Consider the following 26,370-nt stretch of genomic DNA (forward strand, 5'->3'; position numbering starts at 1 on the left):
TCCCCGCCGCCGACGCCCAGTAGGCTCATGACCATGGAGTCCGTGTCCACAGCCCGCGACGGCGCAGCGCAGGATGGTGCTGCCGCCGATCCGGCCGTCGGCCCGGCCGAGACGAGGCAGCCGCCGGGCTGGGACCAGCTGGCCATGGTGCGCCAGCGCGGGGTGCGCGGCTGGTTCCGCCGCCACCCGCGGGTGATGAACCTGACCGTCAGCGGGATCTATCTGCTGGTCGCCGCCTGGACGCTGCCGGTGGCCTTCCTCGACATCGGCGCCGAGGCCTGGGGCGTGGCCGCCGCCTGCGGCGCGATCACGCTGCTGCTGCTCGCCCGGCACCGGTGGCCGCTGGTCATCACCGTGCTGGTCACCGCCGCCGAGGCGTGGAGTCTCTGGCTCTACCCCTGGCAGGGCGCCCAGATGCTGGGCACCTGCTTCGCGCTCTACTGCGTCGGCCTGCATCGCGGGCTGCGCACCGCGATGATCACTGCGGTGCTGGCGATCGGCCTGGGGTACACGCCGATGCTGCGCTTCGACGCCTGGCAGCAGGCGCATCCCGACGCCGACTTCTGGCACGAGTTCTTCCAGGTCTACTCGAGTCCGCAGGAGGCGGTGCTGCCGTCGGTGGCGATGATGCTGCTGGCGGGCATCCTCTCCGGCGGCATCGGCGCCTCGGTGCGCCGCGGCCGCGAGCATCAGCGGGAGATCCTGGAATGGGCCCGCCGCGCCGGCGACCTGGCCCAGCTGGGCGAGCGCAATCGGATCGCCCGGGAGATGCACGACGTCGTCGCCCATTCGCTGTCGGTGATGATCTCGCTGGCCGACGGCGCCCGGGTGGTCTCCCGCCGTGACCCCGACCGGGCCGAGGAGGTGCTCGGCGAGCTCTCCTCGACCGGGCGGACGGCGCTGGCCGACATGCGCCGGGTCATCGGCGTGCTCCGGCAGGGCGAGGATGTGGAGAGCGCCCGCCGGCCGGCGCAGGAGTCGCTGGACGAGCTCTTCGAGGGCTTCCGTCGCGTGGGCCTGCCGCTGACGGTGACCATCTCCGGCCCGCCGCTGCCCGAGGACGCGGCCTTCGAGCTGACCGTCCACCGGATCATGCAGGAGGCGCTGACCAACGTGCTGCGCTACGGTCGACGCGTCACCGACGTGCAGGTCAGCATCGAGCACGATCCCGGCCACGACGCCGACGAGCGCGCCCGGCACGAGGAGCAGGGGCTCTCCGTCGAGGACCAGCGGGCTCTGGGACTCTGCCCCGACGGGCAGGTGGTGCTCACCGTCGCCGACGACGGCCTGCCGCCCGACCAGGGGACCCCGCGCGAGTCGGTCGGCTCGGGGCAGGGCATCCGCGGCATGGGGGAGCGGGCCGGCTTCTACCGGGGATCGGTCTATGCCGGGCCGCGGGCCGGTCGCGGCTGGGTGGTCCGGGCGGTGCTCGAGCCGCCCCGACAGCCGGAGAGCGGCGCCCGGGGCGGGGCCGCGCCCACGAACGAGGGGAATGATCAGGGGACTGATGCGGGGAGCGACGAGGGGGACCACGATGGACGATGAGACGCAGGGCGAGGCGCGCGGCGCCGAGAGCCCGGGCGCCGGCAGCCCGGGTACCGCGGAGCGGCTCGAGGGACCGGTGCGCGTGATGCTGGTCGACGACCAGCACCTGCTGCGCATGGGGTTCCGGCTGATCCTCGAGGGCGAGGACGACGTCGACGTGGTCGGCGAGTCCGCCGACGGCGTCGAGGCGCTGGAGACGCTGCGCGCCCAGGGGCCGGAGACCCGGCCGCATGTGGTGCTGATGGACGTGCGGATGCCGCGCATGGACGGCATCGAGGCGACCCGGCGGATCGTCGAGGAGATGCCCGAGGTGCGGGTGATCATCCTGACCACCTTCGACGTTGACGAGTACGCCTTCTCCGGGCTGCAGGCCGGGGCCAGTGCCTTCCTGCTCAAGGACGTCGCCCCGGAGGACCTGGTCAGTGCAGTGCGCGTGGTCTCGGAGGGCGACGCCGTCGTCGCCCCGCGGATCACCCAGCGGCTGCTGGAGACCTATGTGCGCTCGCCGGAGGAGCGCGGCGAGGCGCCGGCGGCGCTCCGGCCGGCGGCGCCGTCGTCGGCCCCCGTCGCGGAGCCCGCGGACGCGGCGGGCGACGCCGAGCGGAGCCGGCCCGACGGCGCGCGGATCGCCGCGGCCCTGGACGACGGCGTGGTGCGCGAGCCGCTGACCCAGCGCGAGGCCGAAGTGCTCTTCGCCGTCGCCGAAGGGCTGTCCAATGCGGAGATCGCCGCCCGGCTCTTCCTCTCCGAGGCGACGGTGAAGACCCATGTGCGACGCATCCTCACCAAGCTGCAGCTGCGCGACCGCGTGCAGGCGGTGGTCTACGCGTACCAGACGGGGCTGGTGCGGTGAGCGCGGAGGCCGCCCGGGGCGGGGCGGAGCATCGAGCGGCCATTCGTGACGAGGAATGACCCGTCTCCGGGGCCGCGAGGGCCGGAACTCTCGTCATCGGCGGCCACTCGATGCCGGGGCCCGCTGATCGCTCCGCCGGCCCCGGCATAGGATGAGCCCATGTCTGAGAACAGCTCCGCGACTCCGTCCGTGCCCGGCGCCGGTCCGCGCGACGTCGACGCCCTGGTGGAGGACCTCGGCGCCTTCGTGACCGCGGCGCCGTCGTCGTACCACGCCGCCGCCGAGGCCGCGCGTCGACTGACCGCCGCCGGCTTCACCCGGCTCGACGAGCAGCAGGACTGGCCGACGGCGCCGGGGCACTACCTGGTGGTCCGCGACGGCGCGGTCCTCGCCTGGATCGTGCCGGAGGCGGCGACACCGACCACTCCGCTGCGCATCCTCGGCGCGCACACCGATTCGCCCGGCTTCAAGCTCAAGCCCAAGTCCACAGTGGTCTCGCACGGCTGGGTGCAGGCCGGCACCGAGGTCTACGGCGGGCCGCTGCTGAACTCCTGGCTGGACCGCGAGCTGGTGCTGGCCGGGCGGCTGGTCACCCGCGACGGCGCGACCCGACTGGCCGCCACCGGCCCGGTCGCGCGCATCCCGCAGCTGGCCATCCACCTGGATCGGCAGGTCAACGACGGGCTGACCCTGGACAAGCAGGCCCACACCGGTCCGGTGCTCTCCGTGGCCGCCGACGCCGAGGCCGCCGCCTCCGCCGACGTGCTGGGCGTGGTGGCGGAGTCCGCCGGCGTCGACCCGGCCCAGGTGGACGGCTATGACGTCGTCGTCGCCGACGCCCAGGCCCCGGCCCGCTTCGGCGCCGGCCGCGCGGGCCGCGGGGAGTTCCTCGCCTCGGGCCGGCTGGACAACCTCTCCTCCGTGCACGCCGGCGTCGTCTCCCTCGAGCAGGCCGCGGCGCGGCTCGAGCGCGGCGAGCAGGGTGCGGCGATCCCGATGCTGGCGGCCTTCGACCACGAGGAACTGGGCTCGGCCTCGCGCTCGGGCGCGGCGGGGCCGTTCCTGGAGGAGGTCCTCGCCCGCATCCAGGAGGGCCTCGGGGCGACCGCCGGCCAGCGGGCGCAGGCGCTCGCGGCCTCCTGGCACCTCTCCTCCGACGCCGGCCACGCGGTGCACCCGAACTACCCGGGCCACCACGACCCGGCCAACCGACCGCTGCCCAACGGCGGGCCGCTGCTGAAGATCAACGCCAATCAGCGCTACACCACCGACGCCCCGGGTGCGGCGATGTGGGCGCAGGTCTGCCGCGCCGCCGGCGTGCCGAGTCAGGAGTTCGTCTCGCACAACGCGATCCCCTGCGGCTCGACGATCGGGCCGATCACCGCCACGCGGCTGGGCATCCGCACCGTCGACGTCGGGATGCCGCTGCTGAGCATGCACTCGGCCCGCGAGATGTGCGGCGTCGACGACGTCGCCCACCTGCGGGATGCGGTCGCGGCGTTCTTCACCGCCGAGCTGAGCGTCTGAGGCGCGGTCCGGGCCGGCTCGGGAGTCCCTGCTCTCTGGATCCCCTGCTCCCTGGATCCCGTGCTCCCGGGATCCCGTGCTCCCTGGATTCCCTGCTCCCTGGATTCCCTGCTCCCGGGATCCCCTGCTCCCTGGATCCCCTGCTCCCTGGATTCCCTGCTCCCGGGATCCCCGAGTCTTCGCAGGAGCACCGTGATGGAGCACGGTGATCCTGCGGGAACACGGGGATCGCCGGCGCGACGGCGGGCCTGGCTCCGCGTCCCGAGGCGTGCGCCGGACAGGGCGGACGCCCCGGAATCCGCCCGCCCCGCCTCGCTCCTGCACAGGGGTTCCGCCGCCGACGGCGCCCGGCTAGTGTCGAAGGCGCAGACCCGGTAGCATGGTGCAGGTTGTCTGCCGGCCAATGCCGCCTGCCCTCCGGCAGGATCGGCGACGGCGCGGAACCTCCGCGCCGCGGTGGCGACAGCACACGCAGAGAGAACCTCCTGTTACGGAAGGCCCGTGACCGCAAGACCGAAGGAGGTGGGTTCACACAATGCGTCACTATGAACTGATGGTGCTCGTCGACCCCGAGGTGGATGAGCGCACCGTGGAGCCGACCCTGGCCAAGTACATGGAGATCGTCAAGCGCGACGGCGGCTCCGTGGAGGAGATCGACGTCTGGGGACGTCGTCGCCTGGCCTACGAGATCAAGAAGAACAACGAGGCCGTCTACGCCGTCGTCGACTTCCACGCGACCCCGGACTCGGCTGCCGAGCTCGACCGTCTGCTGCGCCTGAACGAGACGATCATGCGCACCAAGATCATCCGTCCCGAGGATCAGCGCGTCGCCTGATCCTCTGCACGGACCGGCTCCTCCGCGAGCCGATCCACCTGTCAGGCACCCCCTTCTTAGGAGCTGAACATGGCCGGCGAGACCATCATCACCGTTGTCGGTAACCTGACGGCGGACCCGGAGCTGCGCTTCACCCCCTCGGGTGCGGCCGTCTCGAACTTCACCATCGCTTCCACGCCGCGGTTCTTCGACCGCCAGGCCAACGAGTGGAAGGACGGCGAGACGCTGTTCATGCGCTGCTCCCTGTGGCGGGAGGCGGCGGAGAACGCCGCCGAGTCGCTCACCAAGGGCACCCGCGTGGTCGCCCAGGGTCGCCTCAAGGCCCGGTCGTTCGACACCAAGGAGGGCGAGCGTCGCACTGCCTGGGAGCTCGACGTCGACGAGATCGGCCCCTCGCTGCGCTTCGCCACGGCGAGCGTCACGCGTCAGGGCCGCGGCGGCGGCGGAGGCTTCAACGGCGGAGGACAGTCCGGCGGAGGCTTCGGCGGCGGCGCACCGGCCGGCGGCGGCTTCGGCGGCGGCGCCTCCGACCCGTGGGGCGGCCAGCCCTCCGGCGGCGGAGGCTGGGACACGCCTGACAGCAACGAGCCCCCCTTCTGATCCGGCGCTGACCGGAGCGGAGGGCCCACGGCTCATCCACACCACATCCACCATCCCGCAGGATCACCTGCGGGCTCCGATCCAGTGAAGGAGCACCACGATGGCAAAGGCTGACGTCAAGAAGCCGAAGCCCAAGGCGAACCCGCTGAAGGCTGCAGACATCACGGTCATCGACTACAAGGACACCGCCCTGCTGCGGAAGTTCATTTCCGACCGAGGCAAGATCCGTGCGCGCCGCGTCACCGGCGTGACCGTCCAGGAGCAGCGCAAGATCGCCCAGGCGATCAAGAACGCTCGTGAGATGGCCCTGCTGCCGTACTCCGGCGCAGGCCGCGGCTGATCCTCAGACTGTCTGGGAAGGAAAGGAACACAGATATGGCAAAGCTCATCCTGACTCAGGAAGTCACCGGTCTGGGTGCCGCGGGCGACGTCGTCGACGTCAAGGACGGCTACGCGCGCAACTACCTGCTGCCGCAGGGCTACGCGATGGCGTGGACCAAGGGCGGCGAGAAGGACGTCGAGCGGCTCCGTGCGGCTCGTCGCGCCCGGGAGATCGAGACCGTGGAGGAGGCCCGCGCCGCGGCTGAGAAGCTGCAGTCGGCTCAGGTCACCATCCCGGTGAAGGTCGGCGAGAACGGCCGCCTGTTCGGCACCGTCGGCCCGGCCCACGTGGCCCAGGCCGTCGAGTCCGCCGGCCTCGGCTCGATCGACAAGCGCACAGTCGAGATCCCGCAGCGGATCAAGGCCCTCGGCGAGTACACCGCCACGGTCAAGCTGCACGCGGACGTCACCGCCTCGCTCGACCTGCAGGTCGTCGCGGAGAAGTGATGCGACGGGCCCGCCGGCGACTGCGGTGAGGGCCCGGCCCGCCCATACGCCTCGGGCCCCGGAAGGATCCGTCCTTTCGGGGCCCGAGGTGTGTCCGGACGGGGTGCGCCCGGGCGGCATGACGTGCGGGATCGGATCGCCGGGCGTCCGGCAGAATCACGACGTCGCCCGCCGAGCCGGCGCCGGTCGGCCGGGGCCGCGCGGCCGTCCGCGGGCGGACGGCGCCGTGATTCCCTTCCCATCGCCGGACGCTCGGCGATCCGATGCTGTGTTCCGCCCGATCCTCGCGCGCCGCGCTGACCATCCGGCCGGCATCGAGCCGGTCCGGCGGATCGTCATGCTGCGGCCCGCGGCGTGCGCGAGGCCTCGTCGGCCTCGCCGCCGTCACTCGCACGACGGCGTGACTGCCGCCGTCGACTGCCGGCCGGTAGGGCTGGCCTGCGACCGGGCTCGGAGGACCGACGGTCACCGGTCGGGCGACCGCCGCACTCCCGAGACCGAGCCGGTCAGTGCAGCCGGTCGGCAGGTGGGCGGATGCACGCCGAAGAAGTCAGCCAATACCCGCCCTGCGAGTGGGGGATGTCAGACACCATATGGCGCGTCCGTGAGACTGGCAACAGGTCGCCGGGGCAAGCTTGTGGAGAACGTGTGAAGTGTGCGGCGTGTCCTGTGCACAACCCTGGGGACCCGCTGTGGACATTCATCCCCACCATCCCCAGTCGTGCTTCTGACCTGGGGCGACGTAGCGACACGCCTGTGAATTCAGGATTTCTTCCCGTGGATGGAGCCGTGGAGGACAGCCCTTGCCGTGCCGTCCGCAGAGGGTGTATAAGCCCTTGAGGCGTCCGATCTCCACAGACTCTCCACACGCTGGGGCAGAGGCGTCGCGCCGGAGAGCGCGCCCCAGGTCAGCCACCGAGAGGTGGACCCCGCTGACGCCGCCAGGGTGGAATAGCCGACGGGGGAGAGGTGTTGAGAAGCACTGGATGATTCAAATCTGAAATATTCGACGGCGGCCCCGCCGTCGACACTCAGCCTGCGAGGCAGCCGGCGGACCCGGCTCCTCCCCATCACGTCAGGAGCGGACATGCAGTTCGGAATCTTCAGCATCGGCGATGTCACCCCGGACCCGACCACGGGTCGCACCCCCACGGAGCACGAGCGGATCAAGGCCATGGTCGCGATCGGGAAGAAGGCCGAGGAGGTCGGCCTGGACGTCTTCGCGATGGGCCAGCACCACAACCCGCCCTTCGTCGCCCCGGCCAACCCGCCGATCCTCATGGCCCACCTCGCCGCCCAGACCGAGCGCATCCGGTTCTCCACGGCGACCACGCTGATCACCACCACTGATCCGGTGCGGCTGGCCGAGGACTACGCCTATGTCCAGCACCTTGCCGACGGTCGGGTGGACCTCACGCTGGGCCGCGGCAACACCGGCCCGGTCTACCCCTGGTTCGGCAAGGACATCCGCGCCGGCATCCCGCTGGCGGTGGAGAACTATGCGCTGCTGCACCGGCTGTGGCGGGAGAACGACGTCGACTGGCAGGGCCGCTTCCGCACGGCGCTGCAGGGCTTCACCGCGACGCCGCGGCCGCTCGACGACGTGCCGCCCTTCGTCTGGCACGGCTCCATCCGCAGTCCGGAGATCGCCGAGCAGGCCGCGTACTACGGCGACGGCTTCTTCCACAACAACATCTTCTGGAACAAGGAGCACACCGGACGGATGATCGAGATGTACCGGCAGCGGTACGAGGAGTACGGCCACGGCTCCGCCGACCAGGCGATCGTGGGGCTCGGCGGGCAGGTGTTCATGCGGCGCAACTCCCAGGACGCCGTCCGCGAGTTCCGCCCGTACTTCAACAACGCCCCGGTCTACGGCGGCGGGCCGTCTCTCGAGGACTTCACCGAGCAGACCCCGCTGACCGTCGGCAGCCCCGAGCAGGTCATCGAGCGCACGCTGAGCTTCCGCGAGTACGCCGGCGACTATCAGCGTCAGCTGTTCCTCATGGACCACGCGGGCCTGCCGCTGAAGACGGTGCTCGAGCAGCTCGACATGCTCGGTGAGGAGGTCGTGCCGGTGCTGCGGCGGGAGGTCGCCGCCCGCGCGCCGGAGACCACTCCCCAGGCCCCGACCCACGAATCGCTGGTGCTGCGCCGCCGCGAGGGGAAGGACCCGGTGCCCGGCGGCGTCAAGGCCGCCGGCGGACAGGGCTGAGCCGGGTCTGATCCGGGTCTGAGCCGCCTCCGGGCCGGGACGCGCGGCGCGTGGATCCGGCCGGCCCGCGCCGCCGTCGTCCGTCCGAACATCGGGCGACGACGACGGCGCGGGCCGCTGCGGCGGAGCGCCCATCCCGGCGGCGTCCACGCCGGGACGCCGCGGTCGGTCGCCGGGGCGTAGTCTGGGGCCGAGGCCTGCCCATGAGGCCCGCAGGCGGCTCCGGCGGCTTCGCGCAGGCGCCATGACCGAGCACGATGACCAGCTGGACGAGGTGAGCAGCAGCGTGGAGACGATCTCCGTCGACGGCGCGACGCTGGCCTGCGAGCTCAGTCGTCCCGCCCGGGGAGCAGGCGGCGCCGGCGGCGAGCACCTCGCTCCCGTGGTGCAGCTGCACGGACTGACCTCCTGCACCGCCCGGGCGGGCGAGTCCGGACTGGACATGGCCGGGCAGCTGGTCGAGCGCCGGGTGCTGCGCTGCGACGCCCGCGCCCACGGGGCCTCGACCGGCCGTCCCGTCGCCGCCGACCACACCTGGCCGCGCCTGGCCGAGGATCTGCTGACGGTGCTGGAGACGATGCTCCCCGGCGAGGCCGTCCACGCCGTCGGCCCCTCCATGGGCGCGGCGACGCTGCTGCACGCCGCGCTGGCCGAGCCCGAGTGCTTCGCCTCGCTGACGCTGCTGATCCCGCCGACGGCCTGGGAGACCCGCGCGGCGCAGGCCGAGCAGTACCGCCGCACCGCCGCCGTCGTCGAATCCCGCGGCGTCGACAGCTTCGTGCGCGCCCGTGCCCAGACCGCGGCCCCGCCGGCGCTGGCCGGCCGTCCCCGCCGCGAGCAGCCCGCCGTCCCCGCCGAGCTGCTGGGCTCGGTGCTGCGCGGCGCGGCCGACTCCGACCTGCCCGACCCGGAGCGGATCGCGGCGCTGGAGATCCCCACGCTGCTCCTGGCCTGGACCGAGGACCCGGCACATCCGGTCGCCACCGCCGAGCGGCTGCACGAGCTCCTCGAGGACTCGCGGCTGGCGGTCGCGGCGACTCCCGAGCAGCTGGACGCCTGGCCGGCGCGGGCCGCCGAGCATGCGGCCGCCCATGAGCCGGGCGCGCCGCCGTCGTCGTCCGCGTCCGGCGGGCCGCGCGCCGCCGGCAGAGCCCTGCACAGCCCCTCCGGCGCGGGCGCGGCGTCCTGGCGAGGGTGACATGATGGAGGGTGCCGCCGATCCGGCGGCGTCGCTGTGCGACGACTGTCCGCTGAACGACCCCACGGAGGACCACCGGTGAGCTTGGAAGCCTACGACGCCGCCCCGGCCGGCATGGAGGCCCGCACTCCGCCGCAGGACATGGTGGCCGAGCAGTCCGTGCTCGGCGGCATGATGCTGTCCAAGGACGCGGTGGCCGACGTCGTCGAGGTCCTCAAGGGCCATGACTTCTACCGTCCGGCCCACGAGCTGATCTACGACGCGATCGTCGACCTCTACGGCCGCGGCGAGCCCGCCGACGTCGTCACGATCTCCGACCACCTGACCAAGCGCCAGGAGCTGCAGCGCGCCGGCGGCCCGGCGTATCTGCACAACCTCGCCCAGTCGGTGCCGACGGCGGCGAACGCGGCCTTCTACGGGGAGATCGTGCGCGAGCGGGCGATCCTGCGGCGGCTGGTCGAGGCCGGCACGAAGATCGCGCAGCTCGGCCACACCGCCGACGGCGAGGTCGAGAGCATCGTCGACGAGGCCCAGGCGGAGATCTACAACGTCGCCGAGAACCGACAGAGCGAGGACTACGTCGCGCTCTCCGAGGTGCTGGTGCCGACGATCGACGAGATCGAGACCAACGCCAACCACGACGGCGGCCTGACCGGCATCCCGACCGGCTTCCGCGACCTCGACGACCTCACCCACGGCTTCCACGGCGGGCAGATGATCATCGTCGCCGCGCGTCCGGCGATGGGCAAGTCGACCCTGGCGCTGGACTTCGCGCGCGCCGCGGCGGTCACCAATGGGATGACGGCGGCGTTCTTCTCGCTGGAGATGGGGCGCAACGAGATCGCGATGCGTCTGCTCTCCGCCGAGGCGAAGATCCAGTTCCAGGATCTGCGCAAGGGCGACATCCGCGACGACGACTGGGACAAGATGTCGCTGGCGGTGGACAAGCTCAACGAGGTGCCGCTGTTCATCGACGACTCGCCGAACATGTCGCTGATGGAGATCCGCGCGAAGTGCCGGCGACTGAAGCAGAAGAACAACCTCAAGGTCATCGTGCTCGACTATCTGCAGCTGCTCTCCTCCGGCAAGCGCGTCGAGTCCCGCCAGCAGGAGGTCAGCGAGTTCTCGCGAACGCTGAAGCTGCTGGCCAAGGAGCTCGACGTGCCGATCGTCGCGCTCTCTCAGCTGAACCGCGGGTCCGAGCAGCGCACCGACAAGCGCCCGCAGGTCTCGGACCTGCGCGAGTCCGGCTCGATCGAGCAGGACGCGGACATGGTGCTGCTGCTCCACCGCGAGGAGGTCTACGACAAGGAGTCCCCGCGCGCCGGCGAGGCCGACATCATCGTCGCCAAGAACCGCAACGGGCCCACCAAGGACATCGTCGTCGCCTTCCAGGGCCACTACGCCCGCTTCCAGGACATGGCCCAGGACCTGTAGGCGGGGTGCGGGTCGAGGCTCCCCGGGGCATCGCGGCATCGCGGCACTGCCCGGCGTCGCCGCCCTGTGCATCGAGTGGCGGCTCCCCGCAGCATCTCCCCGACGACACGCCGTGTCGCGAGGGCAGATCGCGCTGGGAGCCGCCACTCGATCTATGGCGGGACCTCTGCCGCGAGGTGTCACGTCCTCGCCCAGATCTCACGCCTTGGCCCGGACGTGACATCGCGGCGAGGACGTGACAGCCGGGCCGGGACGTGCCGCGGAGCCGCCGGTCGATGCCAGCAACGGGGCCGGCGGCCTACGCTGGCAGGACTATGACAGACCTGCCGCTGCTCGTCCTCACCGCCGCGCAGGGCGCCTCGGGCGACGACGTCGTCGCCCCCTGGTGGCTGCGCATCGGGCTGATCGCCGCCGGGATGCTGGCCCTGGCGGCGATCATCGCGCTGATCCAGGCCCGGCACCGCCCGGCGCGGGCGGTGACCTGGACTGTGGTGATCTTCTGCGTGCCGATCCTCGGGCCGCTGGCGTACTTCGTCGTCGAGACGGTCCGCTACCGCCGCGACCACCCGCGCACGCGACGCGGCCGGGCGGAACGGTCGGTCACCGAGGAACACGACGACGCGGGGGACGGACAGTGACAGGCGTCCCGACGAGAGGCGCCGTCGACCGCGTTCCGCGACGTGCCGTCACGCGCAGCGGGCCGGCAGCACTCGCCCCGTGGGGGAGCGGCCGGTAGCTTGCGTGCCATGGGCACTGTCACCGCTGTCGTGGGCACCGACGCAGTCTCCCGAGCGGCCCGGGCGATGATTCCGGGGCAGGAGCCAGACTATGCCGACGAATTCGTCCTCGTCCCGAAGGATTCCGCCGTCGCGAGTGCCGAGGCCTGGGCGCGGGCTCTCTTCGGGGACACCCCTGACCGTGGGCAGCTCCTCATCTTCCGTGGTCTGCTGCGTCTGCATCTGGCGCGGACCGCGTCGCCGGACACCGTGGTCGGTTTCGCCGTCGTCGATCGGGCGGACGGGGCCATCCGTCTGCAGGCCTCCTCGGACTTCCTGCGTTGCCACCTCATCGTCCGTGCCCGCCCGGATCGGATCGTGCTGACGACGGCGATGAAGTACACCGGCCGTCGCGCGGCGCTGATCTGGACGCCGCTGGCGGCCATCCATCGTCGGCTGGCCCCGGGGCTCCTTCGGGACGCGGAGGGGGAGATGGGGGCGGTGGAGCAGTCGGATGCGTGAGCTGCCCTGGGCGTGGGGCCCGCGGCCGACGGCGGAGAGCCTGACCGTGCTCCCGCGAAGCTCTCAGGACCGGCTCGTGACCCGTGCGGTGGTCTCGACAGCGGCCCCGGACACGCTGTTCCTGTGGATCTGTCAGCTGCGCCGCGCTCCGTACAGCTACGACTGGATCGACAATCTCGGGCGGCGCAGTCCGAGGCGGCCCGATCCGCGGTGTCGGGAACTGGATCGCGGCCAGACGTTCATGAGGATCTTCACGCTCCTCGACGTGGTCCCGGGGCGATCGGTGACGCTGCGGATGACGTCGGGGACTCCCACGGCGCTCTTCGGCGCGATCACGCTGGTGTACCGTATCGAGACGCTGGTGGACGGGCGCTCGCGACTGGTCGCGATGATGGCCGTTCCGCCGATCGGCCGCCGCGCCGCAGACCTGCGCCGACGGCTGCTGGTCTGGGGCGATCTGGTCATGATGCGCCGACAGCTTCGGCAGCTCGCCGCACTGGCCGAGGACTCCGAGGTCTCCGGCGCCGTCGACGAATGGTGATCTCCTGCGCTCACCGGTGCTCGGCGACGTCGATCTCCTCGGCCGGAGTCGTCTCCAGCAGCGGGATGAAGGTCCAGGCGTTCGGGCGGGAGCCGTCGACGTCGGTCAGTCCGTAGTGCTCGGCGAGCTCGTGGGAGCTGGTCGAGCGGGTGTTCCACGCCGCGCGCTCGGCGTCGGCGGCCAGAGCGGCGATCCCGCGGGCAAGCATCGTCGGCGTCTCCGAGATGACGAACTCGTAGGGCGGCATCGCCCCGGAGACCCCGCGGTTGGCCTCCGCGGCGGAGCGCCAGGTCTCCTCGGTGACGCCGAAGCCCTCGAGCATCATCTCCGAGCGCAGCCAGCCCGGCGTCACCGACACCGCCGTCCCGCCGTGGGTGGCCAATTCGTGACCCTCGGCGAAGGCCAGCCGATCCACGGCGGTCTTGGTGACGTCCAGGAAGACCGTCCCGCGGAAATGGTCGGCGTTGTAGTCCCGCGTCCCGTCGGTCACCTCCACCACCAGCCCGCCGGGCCGTCGGATCAGCAGCTCCAGCGCACGCTGGCTGGTGGTCAGATGCGTGAGGAATCCGGTGTCGAAGAGCCTCCGCCCGGCCTCGAGGTCGTACTCCCACAGCGGGACGTCGAACTCGACGTAGGCCTCGCCGCCGATGTCGTTGACCAGGATGTCCAGACCGCCCTGCTCGGCGTCGAGGCGCTCGATCAGCCCGCGCACCGCCTCGGGGTCCAGATGGTCGACGACGACCGGATGCGCGGTCCCGCCGGCCGCGGCGACCAGCTCGGCAGTACCCTCGATCATCTCGTCGCGCCCGTAGTCCGACGGAGCCCCGCGCGTGGAGCGGCCGGTGCAGTAGACGGTCGCGCCGGCACGGCCGAGCTCGACGGCGATCGCCCGGCCGGCGCCGCGGGTCGCTCCGGCGACCAGGGCGATGCGGCCGGCCAGGTCCGGCGTCGACGGCTGGGCGGCGGGTGCGGGATCCGCGGGATGGGGCTCGGTACGTGCGGTCATCGGATGCCTCCTCGGGGCTCATAGAAGTGTTGTGCCGGCGAGTCTGCCGCCGATCCACGACAACCGGTGTCGGGAATCTCTAGGATTCCTCGTATGCGGACCTCACGGCTGATCGCGGTGCTCATGGAGCTCACCCGGCTGCGCCGCACCACCGTCGCCCGACTGGCCGACCGGCACGGCGTCTCCGAGCGCACCGTCCAGCGGGATCTGGTCGCGCTGCAGGAGATCGGGGTGCCGCTGTGGACGCGCACCGGCCCGGCCGGCGGCGTCGGGCTGGTCGAGGGCTGGCGCTCGCCGCTGACCGGGATGACCGGCGCCGAGGTGCAGGCCCTGCTGATCGGCGCGGCCGGCGCGGGCGAGCTCGGCCTGGCCGCGGAGTTCGAGGCGGCCCGGGCGAAGATGCTCGCCGCGAGCCCCGGGGCGGCGGGTGCTGAGAACGACGGCGCGGCGGCCGGTGCAGCGGCGCGGGCGGCCGAGCGCGTCCACATCGACCACGGCCGCTGGTTCACCGAGCCCGAGCGCCCGCCGGCGCTGCCCGAGGTCTCCCGCGCAGTGTGGCAGGACCGGCGCCTGTCGGTGCGCTACGAGCGCCCGGATCGTCCGCCGACGGACCGGCTGCTGGACCCGCTCGGCCTGGTGCTGAAGACCGACCGCTGGTACCTCGTCGCCGCTCACCGCGGCACAGTGCGCACCTATCGGCTCTCGCGGATCCTCGACGCCGTCGTCCGCGAGGAGCCGTGCCGGCGCCCGGAGGGCTTCTCGCTGGCCGAGCACTGGCGGGCGGCGCGGGCCGAGTTCGAGGCCTCGGTGTTCCACCTGCGGGTGCGGCTGGCGATCCCGGAGTCCTCGGTCCCGGCGCTGCGCACTGCGCTGCCCGGCGTCGACGTCGACGGTGCTCTGGAGCACCCCGCCCGCCGCAGTATGACCGACGACGACGACGGCGAGCGGCTGGAGCTGGAGCTCACTGTCGAGCGCGCGGACATCGCCGCCGCCCAGCTGCTGGCCGTGCCCGGCGTCGAGGTCCGCGCCCCGGAGCATCTGCGCGAGACGATGCTCGCCCGCGGCCGGGATGTGGTGGCCCGGCACGCGCCGCAGCGATGAGCGGCGTTCCAGACCCGCCGGACCCGGCGCGGCTCCTCCCTCGCCCGTCGAGTGGCGACTCCCAGCAGTATCTGCCCCGGCGACACGGCGTGTCGGAAGGGAGAAGGCCCTGGGAGCCGCCGCTCGATGCCGGCGGGAGGGCAGGACTCCAGCTCAGAGCCCGCGCAGCACCTCATCCAGCACGTCGGGCTCGTCGGTGATGATCCCGTCGACGCCGTTGTCCACCAACGTCTCCATCCGCGCCGGGTCGTTGACCGTGTAGACCAGAGTCTCCATGCCCAGCTCGTGCACCCGGTCGACGAACTCCGGCGTCGCCACGCTGTGATGCGGGTTGATCTGGTCGGCCCAGGAGGAGAACTCCTCCATCTGCGCGTCGGTGGGCTCGCCGAGCAGCCCTGCGGTGACCTGCGGCAGCTGCTGGTCGAACGCGGCCATGAACTCCCAGTCGAAGGACTGCACGACCAGCCGGCCGTTCGCCGTCGTCGAGGGCAGGTAGCCCGGCTGCGCCTGCAGCGCGGCCACCAGGTCCTCACTGATGCCCGGGTAGAGCGCCGGCGACTTCATCTCCAGCAGCAGCCCGGACGCCGAGGGACGCAGCACGTCCAGCACCTCCTGCAAGGTCGGGATGCGCTCGCCGGCGAACTCCGCGGACTTCCAGGAGCCGGCGTCGAGCTGCTTGAGCTCGGCCAGCGTGAAGTCGCCGACCTGGTAGGACTCCCGGTCCGGGAAGACCTGTTCGACGTCGGTGGTCCGGGTCAGGTCGACGTCGTGGATGACCACCAGCTCGCCGTCGGCGGAGCGCTGGACGTCGATCTCCACATAGTCGGCGCGGTCGGCGATGCCCTCCTGCACGGCGGCGAGGGTGTTCTCCGGGGCCTCGGCGCTGGAGCCGCGGTGGGCGACTTCGGTCACCGCGACTTCGGCGGGGCGTCCGTCCTGTGCGGACGCGGCCGCCTGGGCGGGCGCGGCATGGGCGGCGGTGGGCACGGAGATGAAGGCGACGGCGGCGAGGCCGGCCAGGACATGGGTGCGACGGTCGGTCACGATGCTCCCTCTCGGGTCGAACGCGGGGATGGCCGTCGCCGATCCTCCTCGATGCAGGTGGCGACGGCGCGACGGCGAGTCGGCCGGCAGATGACCAGGCGGTGAGCCCGGCCGATAGGATCGGGGTGTGACGACTGAGACGACGCCTGAGACCTCCTCCGCCCCGCCCCGCCTGGTCGCCTTCGACATCGACGGCACTCTGCTCGACTCGACGAAGCGGCCCCAGCCGGGCACGCTGCGGGCGCTGGACGGGCTGCGCGCTGCCGGCACGCGCATCATGCTCGCCTCCGGCCGGCCGATCCCCGGGCTGCGGGCGCTGGCCGAGCGCTGCGGACTGGGCGAGGACCTCATCCTCGCCGGTCTCAACGGGTCGGTGGTCGTCGACCAGGCCTCCGGCGAGGAGCTGGCCCGGCATCCGGTCGACCCGGCGCTGGCCGAGCCGCTGATCACCTGCGGGCTCGAGCACGGGGTGCTGATCATGCTGCCGCACGACGACGAGCTGGTGGTCGGCGACGACGCCCACCCGCAGGCGATCCACGAGGCCGCCGGCAACGGGCTCGCGCTGCGTGCGGTCGACGACGTCGCCCGGCCCGGCCTCGACCCGACCAAGATCCTCTTCTGCGCCGAGCGCGCCGAGCTGGAGGTGCTCGAGGCCGCGCTGCGGGAGCGCTTCGCCGAGCAGATCGAGCTGACGTATTCCTCGCGGATCTACCTGGAGGCGACCGTCTCGGGAGTGGACAAGTCCAGCGCGCTGACCGACTTCTGCCGCGCCGAGGGGATCGCAGTGCAGCAGACCATGGCCTTCGGCGACAACGGCAACGACGTGACCATGCTGCGCACCGCCGGCGTCGGAGTGGCGATGGGCAATGCGATCGCCGAGACGCGCGAGGCCGCCGACGTCGTCACCGCGACCCACGACGACGAGGGCATCGCCCGGGTGCTGGGCGCCTGGGTCGACGTCGGGGAGCTGGCCCCGGCGGCGAGCTGACCGGCCCTCGGAGGTCCACCTCAGCGGCTTCTGTCGGGCGGGGCCGCACCTCTTGCCACGGGAGCCTGCGGCTGTGAGTGTGAGGAGCGGAATGTGATACACATCATCCTCAGCGAAGCAGGAGTCCAGCCATGAGCAGCTCGAACCGCATCGTCACCTATAAGTCGCCCGGCGAGGTGGAGGTCCAGTCGATGGACTATCCCTCTCTGGAGATCCCCGGTCAGGTGGCGGACCACTTCGGCATCCCGAAGAAGGCTCCGCATGCCGTGATCCTGAAGGTCGTCACCAGCAACATCTGCGGCTCGGACCAGCACATGGTCCGCGGCCGCACCACCGCCCCGGTCGGCCAGACCCTGGGCCACGAGATCACCGGCGAAGTCGTCGAGACCGGCGAGGACGTGCTCTTCGTCGGCGAGGGCGACATCTGCTCGGTGCCGTTCAACATCGCCTGCGGCCGATGCCGGATGTGCGACGAGGGCAAGACCGGCATCTGCCTGAACGTGAACCCGGCCCGCGCCGGCGCCGCCTACGGCTATGTGGACATGGGCGGCTGGATCGGCGGTCAGGCCGAGTACGTGATGGTCCCCTATGCGGACTTCAACCTGCTGAAGTTCCCGGACCGTGATCAGGCTCTGGACAAGATCATGGACCTGACCATGCTCTCCGACATCTTCCCCACCGGCTATCACGGCGCCTACACCGCCGGGGTCACCACCGGATCGACGGTCTACGTCGCCGGGGCGGGGCCCGTGGGCTTGGCGGCCGCGCATTCGGCCCAGCTGCTCGGCGCCTCGGCGGTGCTGGTCGGCGACATGAACCGGGCTCGACTCGACCAGGCGGAGAGCTTCGGCTGCGTGGGCATCGACCTCAGCACCGACGGTGAGCTGGCCGACAAGATCGCCGAGGTGCTCGGCGCTCCCGAGGTCGATGCCGCGATCGACGCCGTCGGCTTCGAGGCGAGGGCTCATGGCGAGGGTGCCGGAGAGGCGCCGGCCACTGTGCTCAACGACTGCATGACCGTCACCACGGCCGGAGGAGGCATCGGCATCCCCGGGCTCTACGTGACGGGGGACCCCGGCGCGGTCGACGCCGCCGCCGAGGAGGGCACGATCGGGGTCCGGCTGGGACTGGGCTGGGCGAAGTCGCACACCTTCGCCACGGGTCAGTGCCCGGTGAAGTCCTACAACCGGCAGCTGATGAACATGATCCTGCACGACAAGGCCCAGATCGCCAAGGCGGTCAACGCCACCACCATCGACCTGGATGGTGCGCCGGAGGGCTACCGGGCGTTCGACGACGGCGCGGCGCGGAAGTTCGTCATCGACCCGCACGGCATGGTGCCGGGCCGCGCGGCGGCCTGAGGCCGACCGGCCGGCTCACTGCACGTCGGCCTCGGGCGGAGCGATGCTCACGTCCCGGACCGGGTCCACCGAGGCCACGCCGTCGACGGCGGCCAGGGCCTCGCGTCGGGTCCGGTCCGCCCGGCCGTGGATCATCCCGGCGGCGGGCAGCACCCGGTCGACGCGGAGGCCGCAGGCCTCCAGCGCTGCGGCCACCGCGTCGAGGGAGTCCGTCCGGGGATCGTCGACGGTGACGATCCAGGCGGTGGTCGGCTCGTCCTGTGCCATGGGGTCAGCGTAGCCCGGCCCGGCGGGTCCGCCCCAGGCCCGGGCGTCCGAGCGTGCCCGGGCGCCGCTCAGGTGGCCGGACCCTCGGTGGAGTCCTCGACGGGGTCCTCCGCAGGGGCCTCGGCGAGCTGCTCGACAGGCGGCACGACGGTCAGCCCGGAGCCGACGTCGAGCGAAGGCAGGTCCAGCCGCACCGCTTCCTGGACGATCGCGGCCCACAGGGCGCGGCCGCGCAGTCCGGTGCTCTCGGCCAGCAGGGCGGCGACGCCGGCGACGTGCGGCGTCGCCATCGAGGTCCCGCCGATCGTGCGGTGCTGCTGCTCGCCGGCCCAGGAGGAGAAGATCTCCACGCCGGGCGCGGCGACGTCGACCTGCCCGCCGCGCCGGGGCAGCGTCCGGGCCGAGAAGTCGGCGATGCCCAGCTCGGCGTCGAGAGCCCCGACGGCGAGCACGAAGGGGCTGTTGGCCGGGGCTCCGACGAATCCGGGGTCGCCGGCGGAGCGGGAGGCGTTGTTGCCCGCGGCGGCGACGATCAGCGAGCCCTGCTCCAGCGCCCGACGCCCGGCGGCGACATAGGGCGGGTGGACCTCGCGGACGTCGGATCCCAGCGACATCGAGATCACCGCACACTCCTGCTGCAGCGCCCAGTCCAGTCCGGCCAGGATCGAGGCGTCCGATCCGCCGCCGTCGGCGCCGAGCACCTTGCCGGCGAAGATCTCGGCCGCCGGTGCGACGCCGTAGCCGCGCACCGTCCCGGCGGTGCGCGGGCCGCAGGCGGTGCCGATGCAGTGGGTGCCGTGCCCGTGGCCGTCCTCGGGGCCTTCGCCGTCGATGAAGGATTCGGCGGTGACCCGGCGGTCGCGGAAGTCCGGGTGGTCCACGGCGAAGCCGGTGTCCAGGACGGCGACCGAGACTCCGGCCCCGGTGGCTGCGGAGGCGACGGCGCGCACGGCCTGCAGCCCCCAGGTGTGCTCGGCGGTGTCGGCGAAGGGCGGACCTGCCGGGTCGGCCGGAGCGGTCGAGTCTGCGGCGTCGCCCGGCCGGTCCAGCGCCTGGTACGTGCGTTCGGGCAGCAGGGTCAGCGGGCGCCGCCGCTGTCGGCAGCGCAGCCGCAGCCCTTCCAGGCGGTCGTCGTCGCGCTCGACGACGGCCACGCCCAGCCGCGGATAGTAGCCGACGACGCTCAGCCCTTCGGCGGCCAGCATCTCGGGGACCTCGCGGTGGCGGACGTCGACGTCGTCGGTGTCGACGACGACGAGCCACCGCCCGGTCTCGGCGGTCGACGTCGGGCCTGGGGTGGTGGGTGCAGCGTCCATGGGGCGTGCCTCCTGCTGGTCGGGGCGGGGGCGGCGGGACGGATCGGCCGTCGATGTCCGTCATGGTCACAGCCTAGGAGTCGCCGGGGACACACGGCAGGCCCCATGCGCGCGGACGGCCCGGATCGCCGCCCGACGGGTCAGATGGTCAGGCCGGCCACCTGGTCGAGGAAGAGGAAGCCGACGGCGCCGTAGATCAGTCCGATCCACAGCGCGTGGGTCATGCTGCGCCAGAAGCCGCCGGTGGCCACCAGCAGGCCGAAGGCCGGCGGCACGCAAGCCAGCACGTAGCCGGCGACCAGGAACCACAGCCCGGTCAGCTCGCCCATGGTGATCATGTAGGTGCCGACGCCGATGGTCCAGACCATCGTGAACTCGAAGAGCAGCGCGCCCAGCACGACGGTGATCACCACCGCCCACAGCCAGCGGGCCCAGCGCATGCCCGAGCCGCGTCCGGCGGGTCTCGAGGTGGAGCTCGACGCTGACCTCGACGCCGACGTCGAGGAGGCCTTCGACGCGGTCTTCGCGGGGCGGGATCTCTTCGGCGCGCTCATCGTCAGTCAGGGTATCGCGGGCGGGTGCGGCTCAGCCCGGCGGCGCGGGCAGCAGCGTCGTCCCGGCGACCAGGAGGCAGCAGAGCGCGGTGATCCAGGGAGTGTGCGCCAGGGCGCGCCGCACGCGCAGCGTGCCAATCAGCAGGCCCAGGAACACCGGGACTGCAGTGAGGACGGCGGCCAGCACGATCATCGCGACGGGCAGGTCGGCCGCCGGTCGCCCCTGACGCACGGCGAACAGCACGATCTCCGCCAGTCCGCGGACTGTCGGGTAGACCAGGATGCCGCCCATCAGCCAGACGCCGAAGCCCATGGCGCGACGCGCGGCCTGCGGCGCCGGGCCCGGGTCGCGGGCGTCGGCGCGGGAGGCGGTGCGGGGCGTCATCGAGGCCCCTCGCGGCCGGCGGCCGCACTGATCATCATGACCGGCGACTCTAGCGCCCGGCGCTGGGCGTCTGCTGGACGATCGATGGAGGCTTCCTCCGCGTCCGGGTGCGGGGACGCGGTCCGCCGCAGGCCGTCGTCAGTGCAGCGCGGCGCCGGGGTGCTCGACGTCGGGCCGGTCGTCCAGCGAGGCGGCGAGCAGCAGGTCCACCGCCTCGACGGCCTGCTGCAGGCTCACCGGGCAGTCCGCCTCGCGCAGCGACGGCACGTGGACGAAGCCGCCGCGGACCGGCGCGGGCGCCGCGGCGTCGTACGGCTCGGCCTGCCCGCCGCGGAGCCGGTGGAGCAGCCCGTAGAGGACCTCGTTGCAGACGAAGCTGCCCGCGCTCAGCGACAGCTGCACCGGGATCTGAGCCGCGGTGATGCGGGCATGGGCGGCTTTCAGGCGCAGCGTGCTGAACAGGGCGGGCGCGCCGTCGTCGACGATCGGCTCGTCCACCGGCTGGGCGCCGGCATTGTCCGGGATGCGGGCGTCGCGCAGGTTGAGGCCCACCCGCTCCAGCCGGACGGCGTCGGTGCCGCCGGCCAGGCCCAGGCTGATGACGACGTCGGGCGCGACGGCGGCGATCGCGGCGTCGAGGGTCTCCAGCGCGGCCTCGTGGACCACCGGCAGCCGGTGGATGTCGACGGTCAGGCCGGTGTGCTCGGTCTGGGCGATGAGGCGACCGTCGGCGGCGCGGGCGGCCAGCTCCTCGGCGGCGTCCCAGGACGGGTTGTGGTCGGCGCCGCCGAAGGGATCGAAGCCGGTGATCAGCGCGGTGGTCATCGGCGCCGACGATACCGGAGGGGCGGCGTCGCGGGCGTGGTTCAGGGGCCAGGGCCGGCGTCATGACGATCAGCCCGCGGAGAGGATCTGTCCAGCCGACGGCGTGACAGAGGGTCTAGTGTGGAGCGGAGGCCGGCACGGCCCCCGTCGACCCGAATGAGGTAGTTCCATGTCCAAGAAGCTGCTGAGCAGTGCGGCGATGCTCGCGCTGGTGCTGGGCCTGAGCGCCTGCGGCGATTCCGGAGACTCCGGCGAGGGCTCCGAGGCGAACGCCAGCTCGTCCTCGAGCCAGTCTGCTGGACCCGAGCCCGACCTGTCCGACGTGCCCGACGTGGTGGCCACGGTCAACGGCGAAGAGATCTCCAAGGATGATTTCGAGACTCGCTACCAGCCCGCCTTCCAGAGCAGCGCCCAGCAGGCGCAGATGCAGGGTCAGGAGCTGCCCGAGGAGCAGCGGAAGCAGATGCAGGCCCAGGTCGCCACGCAGATGATCGACACGGAGCTCGCGCTCCAGGAGGCGAAGGACCGGGACCTGGAGGCGTCCGACGACGAGATCGAGGCGCAGCTGAAGGAGGCTGCCGAGCAGCAGCAGCTGAGCTCCGTGGACGAGCTGATGTCCACTGCCGAGGAGCAGGGCGTGTCCGAGGAGTTCCTGCGCGGCAATGCGGAGGACAGCGTGCTGCTGGAGAAGCTGGCCGAGGACCTGGGCTACGAGGAGCCCACCGAGAAGGAGCTCAAGGAGGCCTACAAGCAGCAGAAGCAGCAGATGGAGTCGCAGATGGAGGCCCAGCAGTCGCAGGGCTCGGGCGGGTCCAGCAGCGCTCCTGAGGTCCCCTCCTTCGAGGATCAGCGCGACTCCATCGAGAAGGAGCTGACCCAGCAGAAGCAGAACGAGGTTCTGGTCGCTGAGGTGAAGAAGCTCAAGAAGGACGCTGACATCGAGAACGAGCTCGAGGTCGAGGAGCCGGACAGCTCCGGCTCGCCCTCGGAGAGCTCCAGCGGGGACGGCTCGTCCTCGGAGGGCTCCGGCGAGGAGTGATCTCCCCAGTCGCCGCCGGCCCGGACAGCGGGTGACGGCGGCCGACCGACGAAGAGATCGACGCCGAGCGGGCGGGGTGCGCAGGATGCGCGCCCCGCCCGCTCGTGTGCTTGGACTGCCGCTTTCCAAGCCATTGTTGGGTTCAGCCTCAGTCCCCGACGCGTCAGAGTCTGAAATTCTGAGTCATCCCCGCTGTGCCGGGGAGCTGCACGACCGGAGCCTCTTCGGCGGCTACGAATCCGGGCCCCTGTATATGCGGGGACCACAGTCCGCTGCCCGGTGGCCAACGGACCTCAGGCGACTCAACCCCGCGTATGCGGGGAGCACCTCGACTTGCCGGCGGCGACCGCGTCGCGGACCGGCTCATCCCCGCGTGTGCGGGGAGCACATCCAGGTCGACGACACCGAGGCCATCCGAAGCGGCTCATCCCCGCGTGTGCGGGGAGCACAGCCGAGAAAGGCGGGTGCCTGATGGAGATTCGGGCTCATCCTCGCCGAGGCAAGGCGAAGGGATCATCTCATGGCCACCTGGGCATCTCCTGGATCGCAGTCTTCGCGAGCAAGTCTGTCCGGTACCCTTCCTCCGACGGCCGTGCCCGCACCGGCGCGCCGTCGCCCCGCTCCGACGACCGGAAAGGCCGAGCATGCCCCTGGACCTCGCCGTCCTCGTCTTCGACCTCCTCGGCACCTTCGCCTTCGCGATCTCCGGGGCGCTGCTGGCGGTGCAGAAGGGCTTCGACGTCGTCGGGTCGCTGCTGCTGGCCAGCCTCACCGGTCTCGGCGGCGGGGTCATCCGCGACCTCCTTCTGGACCAGGGGGTGCCCAACGCCTTCGCCGAGCCGCTGTACCTGGTCCCGGTCGTGCTCGCCGTGCTCATCGTGCTCGTCGGGCTGGTCCATGAGGGGCGGCTGCACCGCACTCTGCTGGTCTTCGACGCCCTGGGGCTGGCCACCTTCTGCGTGATGGGCGCGACCATCGCCCACACCGCCGGGCTCAACCCGGTCGCCGCAGTGCTGCTGGGCGTGACCACCGCCGTCGGCGGCGGGGCGATGCGCGACGTCGTCGCCAACCGGGTGCCGCAGATCGTCGACCCCGACGGCGTCTACGCCACCCCGACCTTCCTCGGGGCCGGGCTGGCCGTGCTTCTGCTCGAGCTGGAGCTCTTCGGCGCTCCGGCCGCCGTCGCCGTCGCGCTGCTGGTCTTCGCGGCACGTCTGCTCGCCGTCGTCCGTGGCTGGCGGCTGCCGTTGGCCAGCATGCGCCCGGCCGACCGGCGGGCCGCCCGCGACGACGGCGCGGCAGCCGGCTGAGCCTGTCGCCGAGGCCGCCGTCGCTCAGGTGGCCCAGTCCACCGTGATCAGCGGGCCGGGAGAGTAGCAGCAGCGGGTGCCGGTGCTGCTGCGGGATCGCTCGGCGGGATGCTTCTTCGGGGCTGCCATGCTCCTCATCCTTCTGTGGAACCAGGGCTACTACCGGACCCGGGGCGATTCGCCCCGTCAGCCGTGGATGCCCGACTCCGAACCGACCAGCGGTCGATGAGATGGGTGAGGCTGAAGAGGATCGAGAGCGCCGCGCAGAGCGCGATGGCGACGACTGTGCTGTCGGTGCTCATGTCGGAGCTGAAGGAGTCGAACGCCCAGCTTGCGATGATGGCTGCCGCTCCAGCGGCGAGAAAGTACCTGATGCCCGAGGAGTCCATCTACATGTTCTCCTCGGGGTGCCCCTCGAACAGAAGGTCGGCGACGTCCCTGGTGGACATCCCGTCCTCGACGAGTGCCAGCGGATCCTTTTCCGGGGCCCTCCGGCTGGCGGATCTTCCCGCCGCGTGTGCGGCCTGCCCGACCGTGCCATTCAAGAGGGCGACGGCTCCGACGCCCGTTGAGGCTCGGAAGGCGGTCCGGCGATCCATGATTCCTCCAGGAACGAATGACTATGCCATGTCCGCGGAGTTATTCGGGTGTGACTCCCGCGCGCATCCAGGTATATCGACGGAGATGTTCCACGTCAACAGCAGGTACTCGGGCGGCGGGGTTGCTGGGCGTTCCGTCGACTCTGCGGACCACCCCGTCAGAGCGAGGCTCTGAGTGTAGACGGCCTCGTGTTCGAGCGGAGACAGCGTCCCCGCTCGGCGCTGACGGCGGCGTCGGTCCCGGCTCGTCCATGACGCCCCTCAGCGTGGGGGGCGTCATGGGATGCAGGGATGACAGGTGGGGAGTCCCGGGAATATGGTATACCAAAATAGTCGTTCGGCGGCGGCAGTCTGCCGCACGACGTCGTCCAGGAGAGGAGCGGGCCCATGGAGCCGGAGGCCGCGACGGGTCGTGCCGCGAATACAGGGCCGGAGCCCGCCACGGAGACTGGGCCGGAGCCCGCAGCACAGGCCGCGCGGCACGAGGCCTCGCCGGCGTCGTCCCGTCTCGGCGCGGTGCTCGCCGTGCTCAGCATCGTGCTGATGGCCGCCTGCCTGCGCCCGGCGGCGACCTCGCTGGGGCCGGTGCTCGCCGAGGTGGAGGCCGCCTTCGGGCTGCAGGGGTGGCAGGCCGGACTGCTGACCGCGCTGCCCGGCGCCGCCTACGTCGTCTTCGGCGCCGTGGCCTTCCTGGTCCTCCGCCGCCTGGGCATGTTCCGGGCGCTGCTGCTCTGCGTCGTCGCCATCGCCGTCGGGCTGCTGGTGCGCGTGCTCGGCGACAGCTGGGCGGCCTTCGCCGGCTTCACCACGCTGGCGCTGGCCGGCATGGCCATGGGCAACGTGGTCCTGCCGGTCTACGTCAAGGCGCGCTTCCCGACCGCGCAGACCCGTGCGGTCACCGTGTTCATGATGGCCCTGGGCCTCGGTGCGGCGCTGCCGACGCTGCTGACCGCCCCGGCGGCCGACGTGCTGGGCGGGTGGCGACCCGGGCTGGGCCTCTGGGCCGCGCTTCCGGTGCTCGCGCTGGTCGTCTGGCTCGCATTGCGCGGGCTCGGACCGACTCCCGACCTCGGCGCACGCACTCCGGCCTCCTCCGGCGCCCGGCCGCGGCCGATCACCGCCTCGCGCGGGGTCTGGGCGCTGACGCTGTACTTCGGCCTGCAGTCGCTGCACGCCTACGTGCAGTTCGGCTGGGCCGCGCAGATCTACCGCGACGCCGGCCTGGATCCGGTCACTGCCGGACTGATGGTCACCATCATCGTCGCCGGCGGCATCCCGGGCGGGTTCATCGCCCCGCAGATCGTCGCCCGCGGCCGGCACGTCCGGCCGGTGCTGGTCGGCTACGCGATCGCCGCGATGGGCGGCTATGCCGGCCTGCTGCTGGCCCCGACGACCCTGCCGTGGCTCTGGGCCGTCGGCCTGGCCGTGGGCGGCTTCTCCTTCCCGTCCGCGCTGGCGCTGATCACAGTGCGCACCCGCCGCCCCGAGGTCACCGCCCGCACCTCGGGCTTCGTGCAGCCGGTCGGCTATCTGCTCGCCGCCGTCGGGCCGCTGCTGCTGGGCGTGGTGCTCGAGGCCACCGGCTCCTGGGAGGTGCCGCTGGTCGCGCTGCTCGTGCTGGCCGGACTGATGGGGCTCGCCGCCTGGATCGCCGGCGCGCCGGGCAGCGTGGACGCGGAGCTGGAGCCGGTCCGGGACGCCGACGCAGCAGACGGCGTCGACGCCGCCGCAGAAGATGCCGACGTCGGGGGCCGGTGA

Annotated in this window: 27 protein-coding genes; 20 read left to right on the forward strand and 7 right to left on the reverse strand. The window is 72.2% G+C overall.

Annotated elements, in window-relative coordinates; all coding sequences use genetic code 11:
• The first annotated feature begins 33 nt into the window (after positions 1 to 33).
• The 13 genes from ABD652_RS04300 (at position 34) to ABD652_RS04360 (ending at position 12,817) form a co-directional block, all read left to right on the forward strand.
• Entirely contained in the window at positions 34 to 1,545 is a 1,512-nt protein-coding gene (locus ABD652_RS04300; RefSeq protein ID WP_344718537.1) for a sensor histidine kinase, read from the forward strand.
• 85 nt (positions 1,546 to 1,630) lie between these two features.
• The gene (locus ABD652_RS04305; protein WP_344719046.1) at positions 1,631 to 2,398 is read left to right on the forward strand and encodes a response regulator; all 768 of its coding nucleotides are present in this window, start codon (positions 1,631 to 1,633) and stop codon (positions 2,396 to 2,398) included.
• A 159-nt stretch (positions 2,399 to 2,557) separates the two neighbouring features.
• The gene (locus ABD652_RS04310) at positions 2,558 to 3,925 is read left to right on the forward strand and encodes a M18 family aminopeptidase (protein WP_344718539.1); all 1,368 of its coding nucleotides are present in this window, start codon (positions 2,558 to 2,560) and stop codon (positions 3,923 to 3,925) included.
• A gap of 535 nt (positions 3,926 to 4,460) precedes the next feature.
• Entirely contained in the window at positions 4,461 to 4,760 is a 300-nt protein-coding gene (gene rpsF / locus ABD652_RS04315) for a 30S ribosomal protein S6 (protein WP_344718541.1), read from the forward strand.
• Positions 4,761 to 4,829: 69 nt separating this feature from the next.
• Positions 4,830 to 5,360 carry a single-stranded DNA-binding protein gene (locus tag ABD652_RS04320; RefSeq protein ID WP_344718543.1) on the forward strand — a complete coding sequence of 177 codons (531 nt, stop codon included), beginning with the start codon at positions 4,830 to 4,832 and terminating at the stop codon, positions 5,358 to 5,360.
• A 100-nt stretch (positions 5,361 to 5,460) separates the two neighbouring features.
• The gene (rpsR, locus tag ABD652_RS04325; protein ID WP_010525624.1) at positions 5,461 to 5,700 is read left to right on the forward strand and encodes a 30S ribosomal protein S18; all 240 of its coding nucleotides are present in this window, start codon (positions 5,461 to 5,463) and stop codon (positions 5,698 to 5,700) included.
• 35 nt (positions 5,701 to 5,735) lie between these two features.
• Positions 5,736 to 6,188 carry a 50S ribosomal protein L9 gene (gene rplI, locus ABD652_RS04330; RefSeq protein ID WP_344718546.1) on the forward strand — a complete coding sequence of 151 codons (453 nt, stop codon included), beginning with the start codon at positions 5,736 to 5,738 and terminating at the stop codon, positions 6,186 to 6,188.
• 1,087 nt (positions 6,189 to 7,275) lie between these two features.
• A complete protein-coding gene (locus ABD652_RS04335; protein ID WP_344718549.1) occupies positions 7,276 to 8,403 on the forward strand; it encodes an LLM class flavin-dependent oxidoreductase in 1,128 nt (375 codons plus the stop codon).
• Between the two features lie 244 nt (positions 8,404 to 8,647).
• Positions 8,648 to 9,601, forward strand: a complete 954-nt coding sequence (locus tag ABD652_RS04340) for an alpha/beta fold hydrolase (RefSeq protein WP_344718551.1) — start codon at positions 8,648 to 8,650, stop codon at positions 9,599 to 9,601.
• 114 nt (positions 9,602 to 9,715) lie between these two features.
• On the forward strand, positions 9,716 to 11,038 hold the full coding sequence (gene dnaB / locus ABD652_RS04345) for a replicative DNA helicase (protein ID WP_153143347.1): 1,323 nt from the start codon (positions 9,716 to 9,718) through the stop codon (positions 11,036 to 11,038).
• Positions 11,039 to 11,352: 314 nt separating this feature from the next.
• Entirely contained in the window at positions 11,353 to 11,676 is a 324-nt protein-coding gene (locus tag ABD652_RS04350; RefSeq protein WP_344718553.1) for a PLD nuclease N-terminal domain-containing protein, read from the forward strand.
• Between the two features lie 108 nt (positions 11,677 to 11,784).
• Positions 11,785 to 12,276, forward strand: coding sequence for a hypothetical protein (locus tag ABD652_RS04355; RefSeq protein ID WP_344718555.1), 492 nt, complete (start codon positions 11,785 to 11,787; stop codon positions 12,274 to 12,276).
• A complete protein-coding gene (locus ABD652_RS04360) occupies positions 12,269 to 12,817 on the forward strand; it encodes a hypothetical protein (RefSeq protein ID WP_344718557.1) in 549 nt (182 codons plus the stop codon). Before ABD652_RS04355 ends, ABD652_RS04360 begins: the two co-directional genes overlap by 8 nt.
• Positions 12,818 to 12,827: 10 nt before the next feature.
• On the opposite strand, the gene ABD652_RS04365 is transcribed toward ABD652_RS04360, so the two are convergent.
• A complete protein-coding gene (locus ABD652_RS04365; RefSeq protein WP_344718559.1) occupies positions 12,828 to 13,823 on the reverse strand; it encodes an SDR family oxidoreductase in 996 nt (331 codons plus the stop codon).
• 93 nt (positions 13,824 to 13,916) lie between these two features.
• On the opposite strand from ABD652_RS04365, the gene ABD652_RS04370 reads away from it, so the two are divergent.
• The gene (locus tag ABD652_RS04370) at positions 13,917 to 14,924 is read left to right on the forward strand and encodes a helix-turn-helix transcriptional regulator (RefSeq protein ID WP_344718561.1); all 1,008 of its coding nucleotides are present in this window, start codon (positions 13,917 to 13,919) and stop codon (positions 14,922 to 14,924) included.
• 153 nt (positions 14,925 to 15,077) lie between these two features.
• On the opposite strand, the gene ABD652_RS04375 is transcribed toward ABD652_RS04370, so the two are convergent.
• Positions 15,078 to 15,968, reverse strand: a complete 891-nt coding sequence (locus tag ABD652_RS04375; RefSeq protein WP_344718563.1) for a glycerophosphodiester phosphodiesterase — start codon at positions 15,966 to 15,968, stop codon at positions 15,078 to 15,080.
• A gap of 127 nt (positions 15,969 to 16,095) precedes the next feature.
• Here ABD652_RS04375 and ABD652_RS04380 point away from each other — a divergent pair, with 127 nt between their 5' ends.
• Together ABD652_RS04380 and fdhA are read left to right on the forward strand one after the other, a co-directional pair.
• Positions 16,096 to 16,956 (forward strand): HAD family hydrolase, encoded by an 861-nt coding sequence (locus ABD652_RS04380; RefSeq protein WP_344718565.1) that lies wholly within the window; start codon positions 16,096 to 16,098, stop codon positions 16,954 to 16,956.
• Positions 16,957 to 17,087: 131 nt separating this feature from the next.
• Positions 17,088 to 18,317, forward strand: a complete 1,230-nt coding sequence (gene fdhA / locus ABD652_RS04385; protein WP_344718567.1) for a formaldehyde dehydrogenase, glutathione-independent — start codon at positions 17,088 to 17,090, stop codon at positions 18,315 to 18,317.
• A gap of 15 nt (positions 18,318 to 18,332) precedes the next feature.
• On the opposite strand, the gene ABD652_RS04390 is transcribed toward fdhA, so the two are convergent.
• From ABD652_RS04390 to ABD652_RS04410, 5 genes are all read right to left on the reverse strand, one after another.
• Positions 18,333 to 18,584 (reverse strand): hypothetical protein, encoded by a 252-nt coding sequence (locus ABD652_RS04390; RefSeq protein ID WP_344718569.1) that lies wholly within the window; start codon positions 18,582 to 18,584, stop codon positions 18,333 to 18,335.
• A gap of 68 nt (positions 18,585 to 18,652) precedes the next feature.
• The gene (locus tag ABD652_RS04395; protein WP_344718571.1) at positions 18,653 to 19,900 is read right to left on the reverse strand and encodes a S8 family serine peptidase; all 1,248 of its coding nucleotides are present in this window, start codon (positions 19,898 to 19,900) and stop codon (positions 18,653 to 18,655) included.
• A 140-nt stretch (positions 19,901 to 20,040) separates the two neighbouring features.
• Positions 20,041 to 20,454, reverse strand: coding sequence for a hypothetical protein (locus tag ABD652_RS04400; protein ID WP_344718573.1), 414 nt, complete (start codon positions 20,452 to 20,454; stop codon positions 20,041 to 20,043).
• 31 nt (positions 20,455 to 20,485) lie between these two features.
• Positions 20,486 to 20,839: a hypothetical protein gene (locus ABD652_RS04405; RefSeq protein ID WP_344718574.1), complete on the reverse strand. Its 354-nt coding sequence runs from the start codon at positions 20,837 to 20,839 to the stop codon at positions 20,486 to 20,488.
• Between the two features lie 138 nt (positions 20,840 to 20,977).
• A complete protein-coding gene (locus tag ABD652_RS04410) occupies positions 20,978 to 21,664 on the reverse strand; it encodes a pyroglutamyl-peptidase I (protein WP_344718576.1) in 687 nt (228 codons plus the stop codon).
• Positions 21,665 to 21,833: 169 nt separating this feature from the next.
• Between ABD652_RS04410 and ABD652_RS04415 the strand changes: the two genes are divergently transcribed.
• From ABD652_RS04415 to ABD652_RS04430, 4 genes are all read left to right on the forward strand, one after another.
• The gene (locus ABD652_RS04415; protein ID WP_344718578.1) at positions 21,834 to 22,703 is read left to right on the forward strand and encodes a SurA N-terminal domain-containing protein; all 870 of its coding nucleotides are present in this window, start codon (positions 21,834 to 21,836) and stop codon (positions 22,701 to 22,703) included.
• A gap of 644 nt (positions 22,704 to 23,347) precedes the next feature.
• Entirely contained in the window at positions 23,348 to 24,013 is a 666-nt protein-coding gene (locus tag ABD652_RS04420) for a trimeric intracellular cation channel family protein (protein WP_344718580.1), read from the forward strand.
• Positions 24,014 to 24,247: 234 nt separating this feature from the next.
• Positions 24,248 to 24,787 (forward strand): hypothetical protein, encoded by a 540-nt coding sequence (locus ABD652_RS04425; RefSeq protein ID WP_344718582.1) that lies wholly within the window; start codon positions 24,248 to 24,250, stop codon positions 24,785 to 24,787.
• A 212-nt stretch (positions 24,788 to 24,999) separates the two neighbouring features.
• Entirely contained in the window at positions 25,000 to 26,370 is a 1,371-nt protein-coding gene (locus ABD652_RS04430) for an MFS transporter (RefSeq protein ID WP_344718584.1), read from the forward strand.

Source organism: Nesterenkonia halobia, from assembly GCF_039536005.1.
GTDB lineage: Bacteria > Actinomycetota > Actinomycetes > Actinomycetales > Micrococcaceae > Nesterenkonia > Nesterenkonia halobia.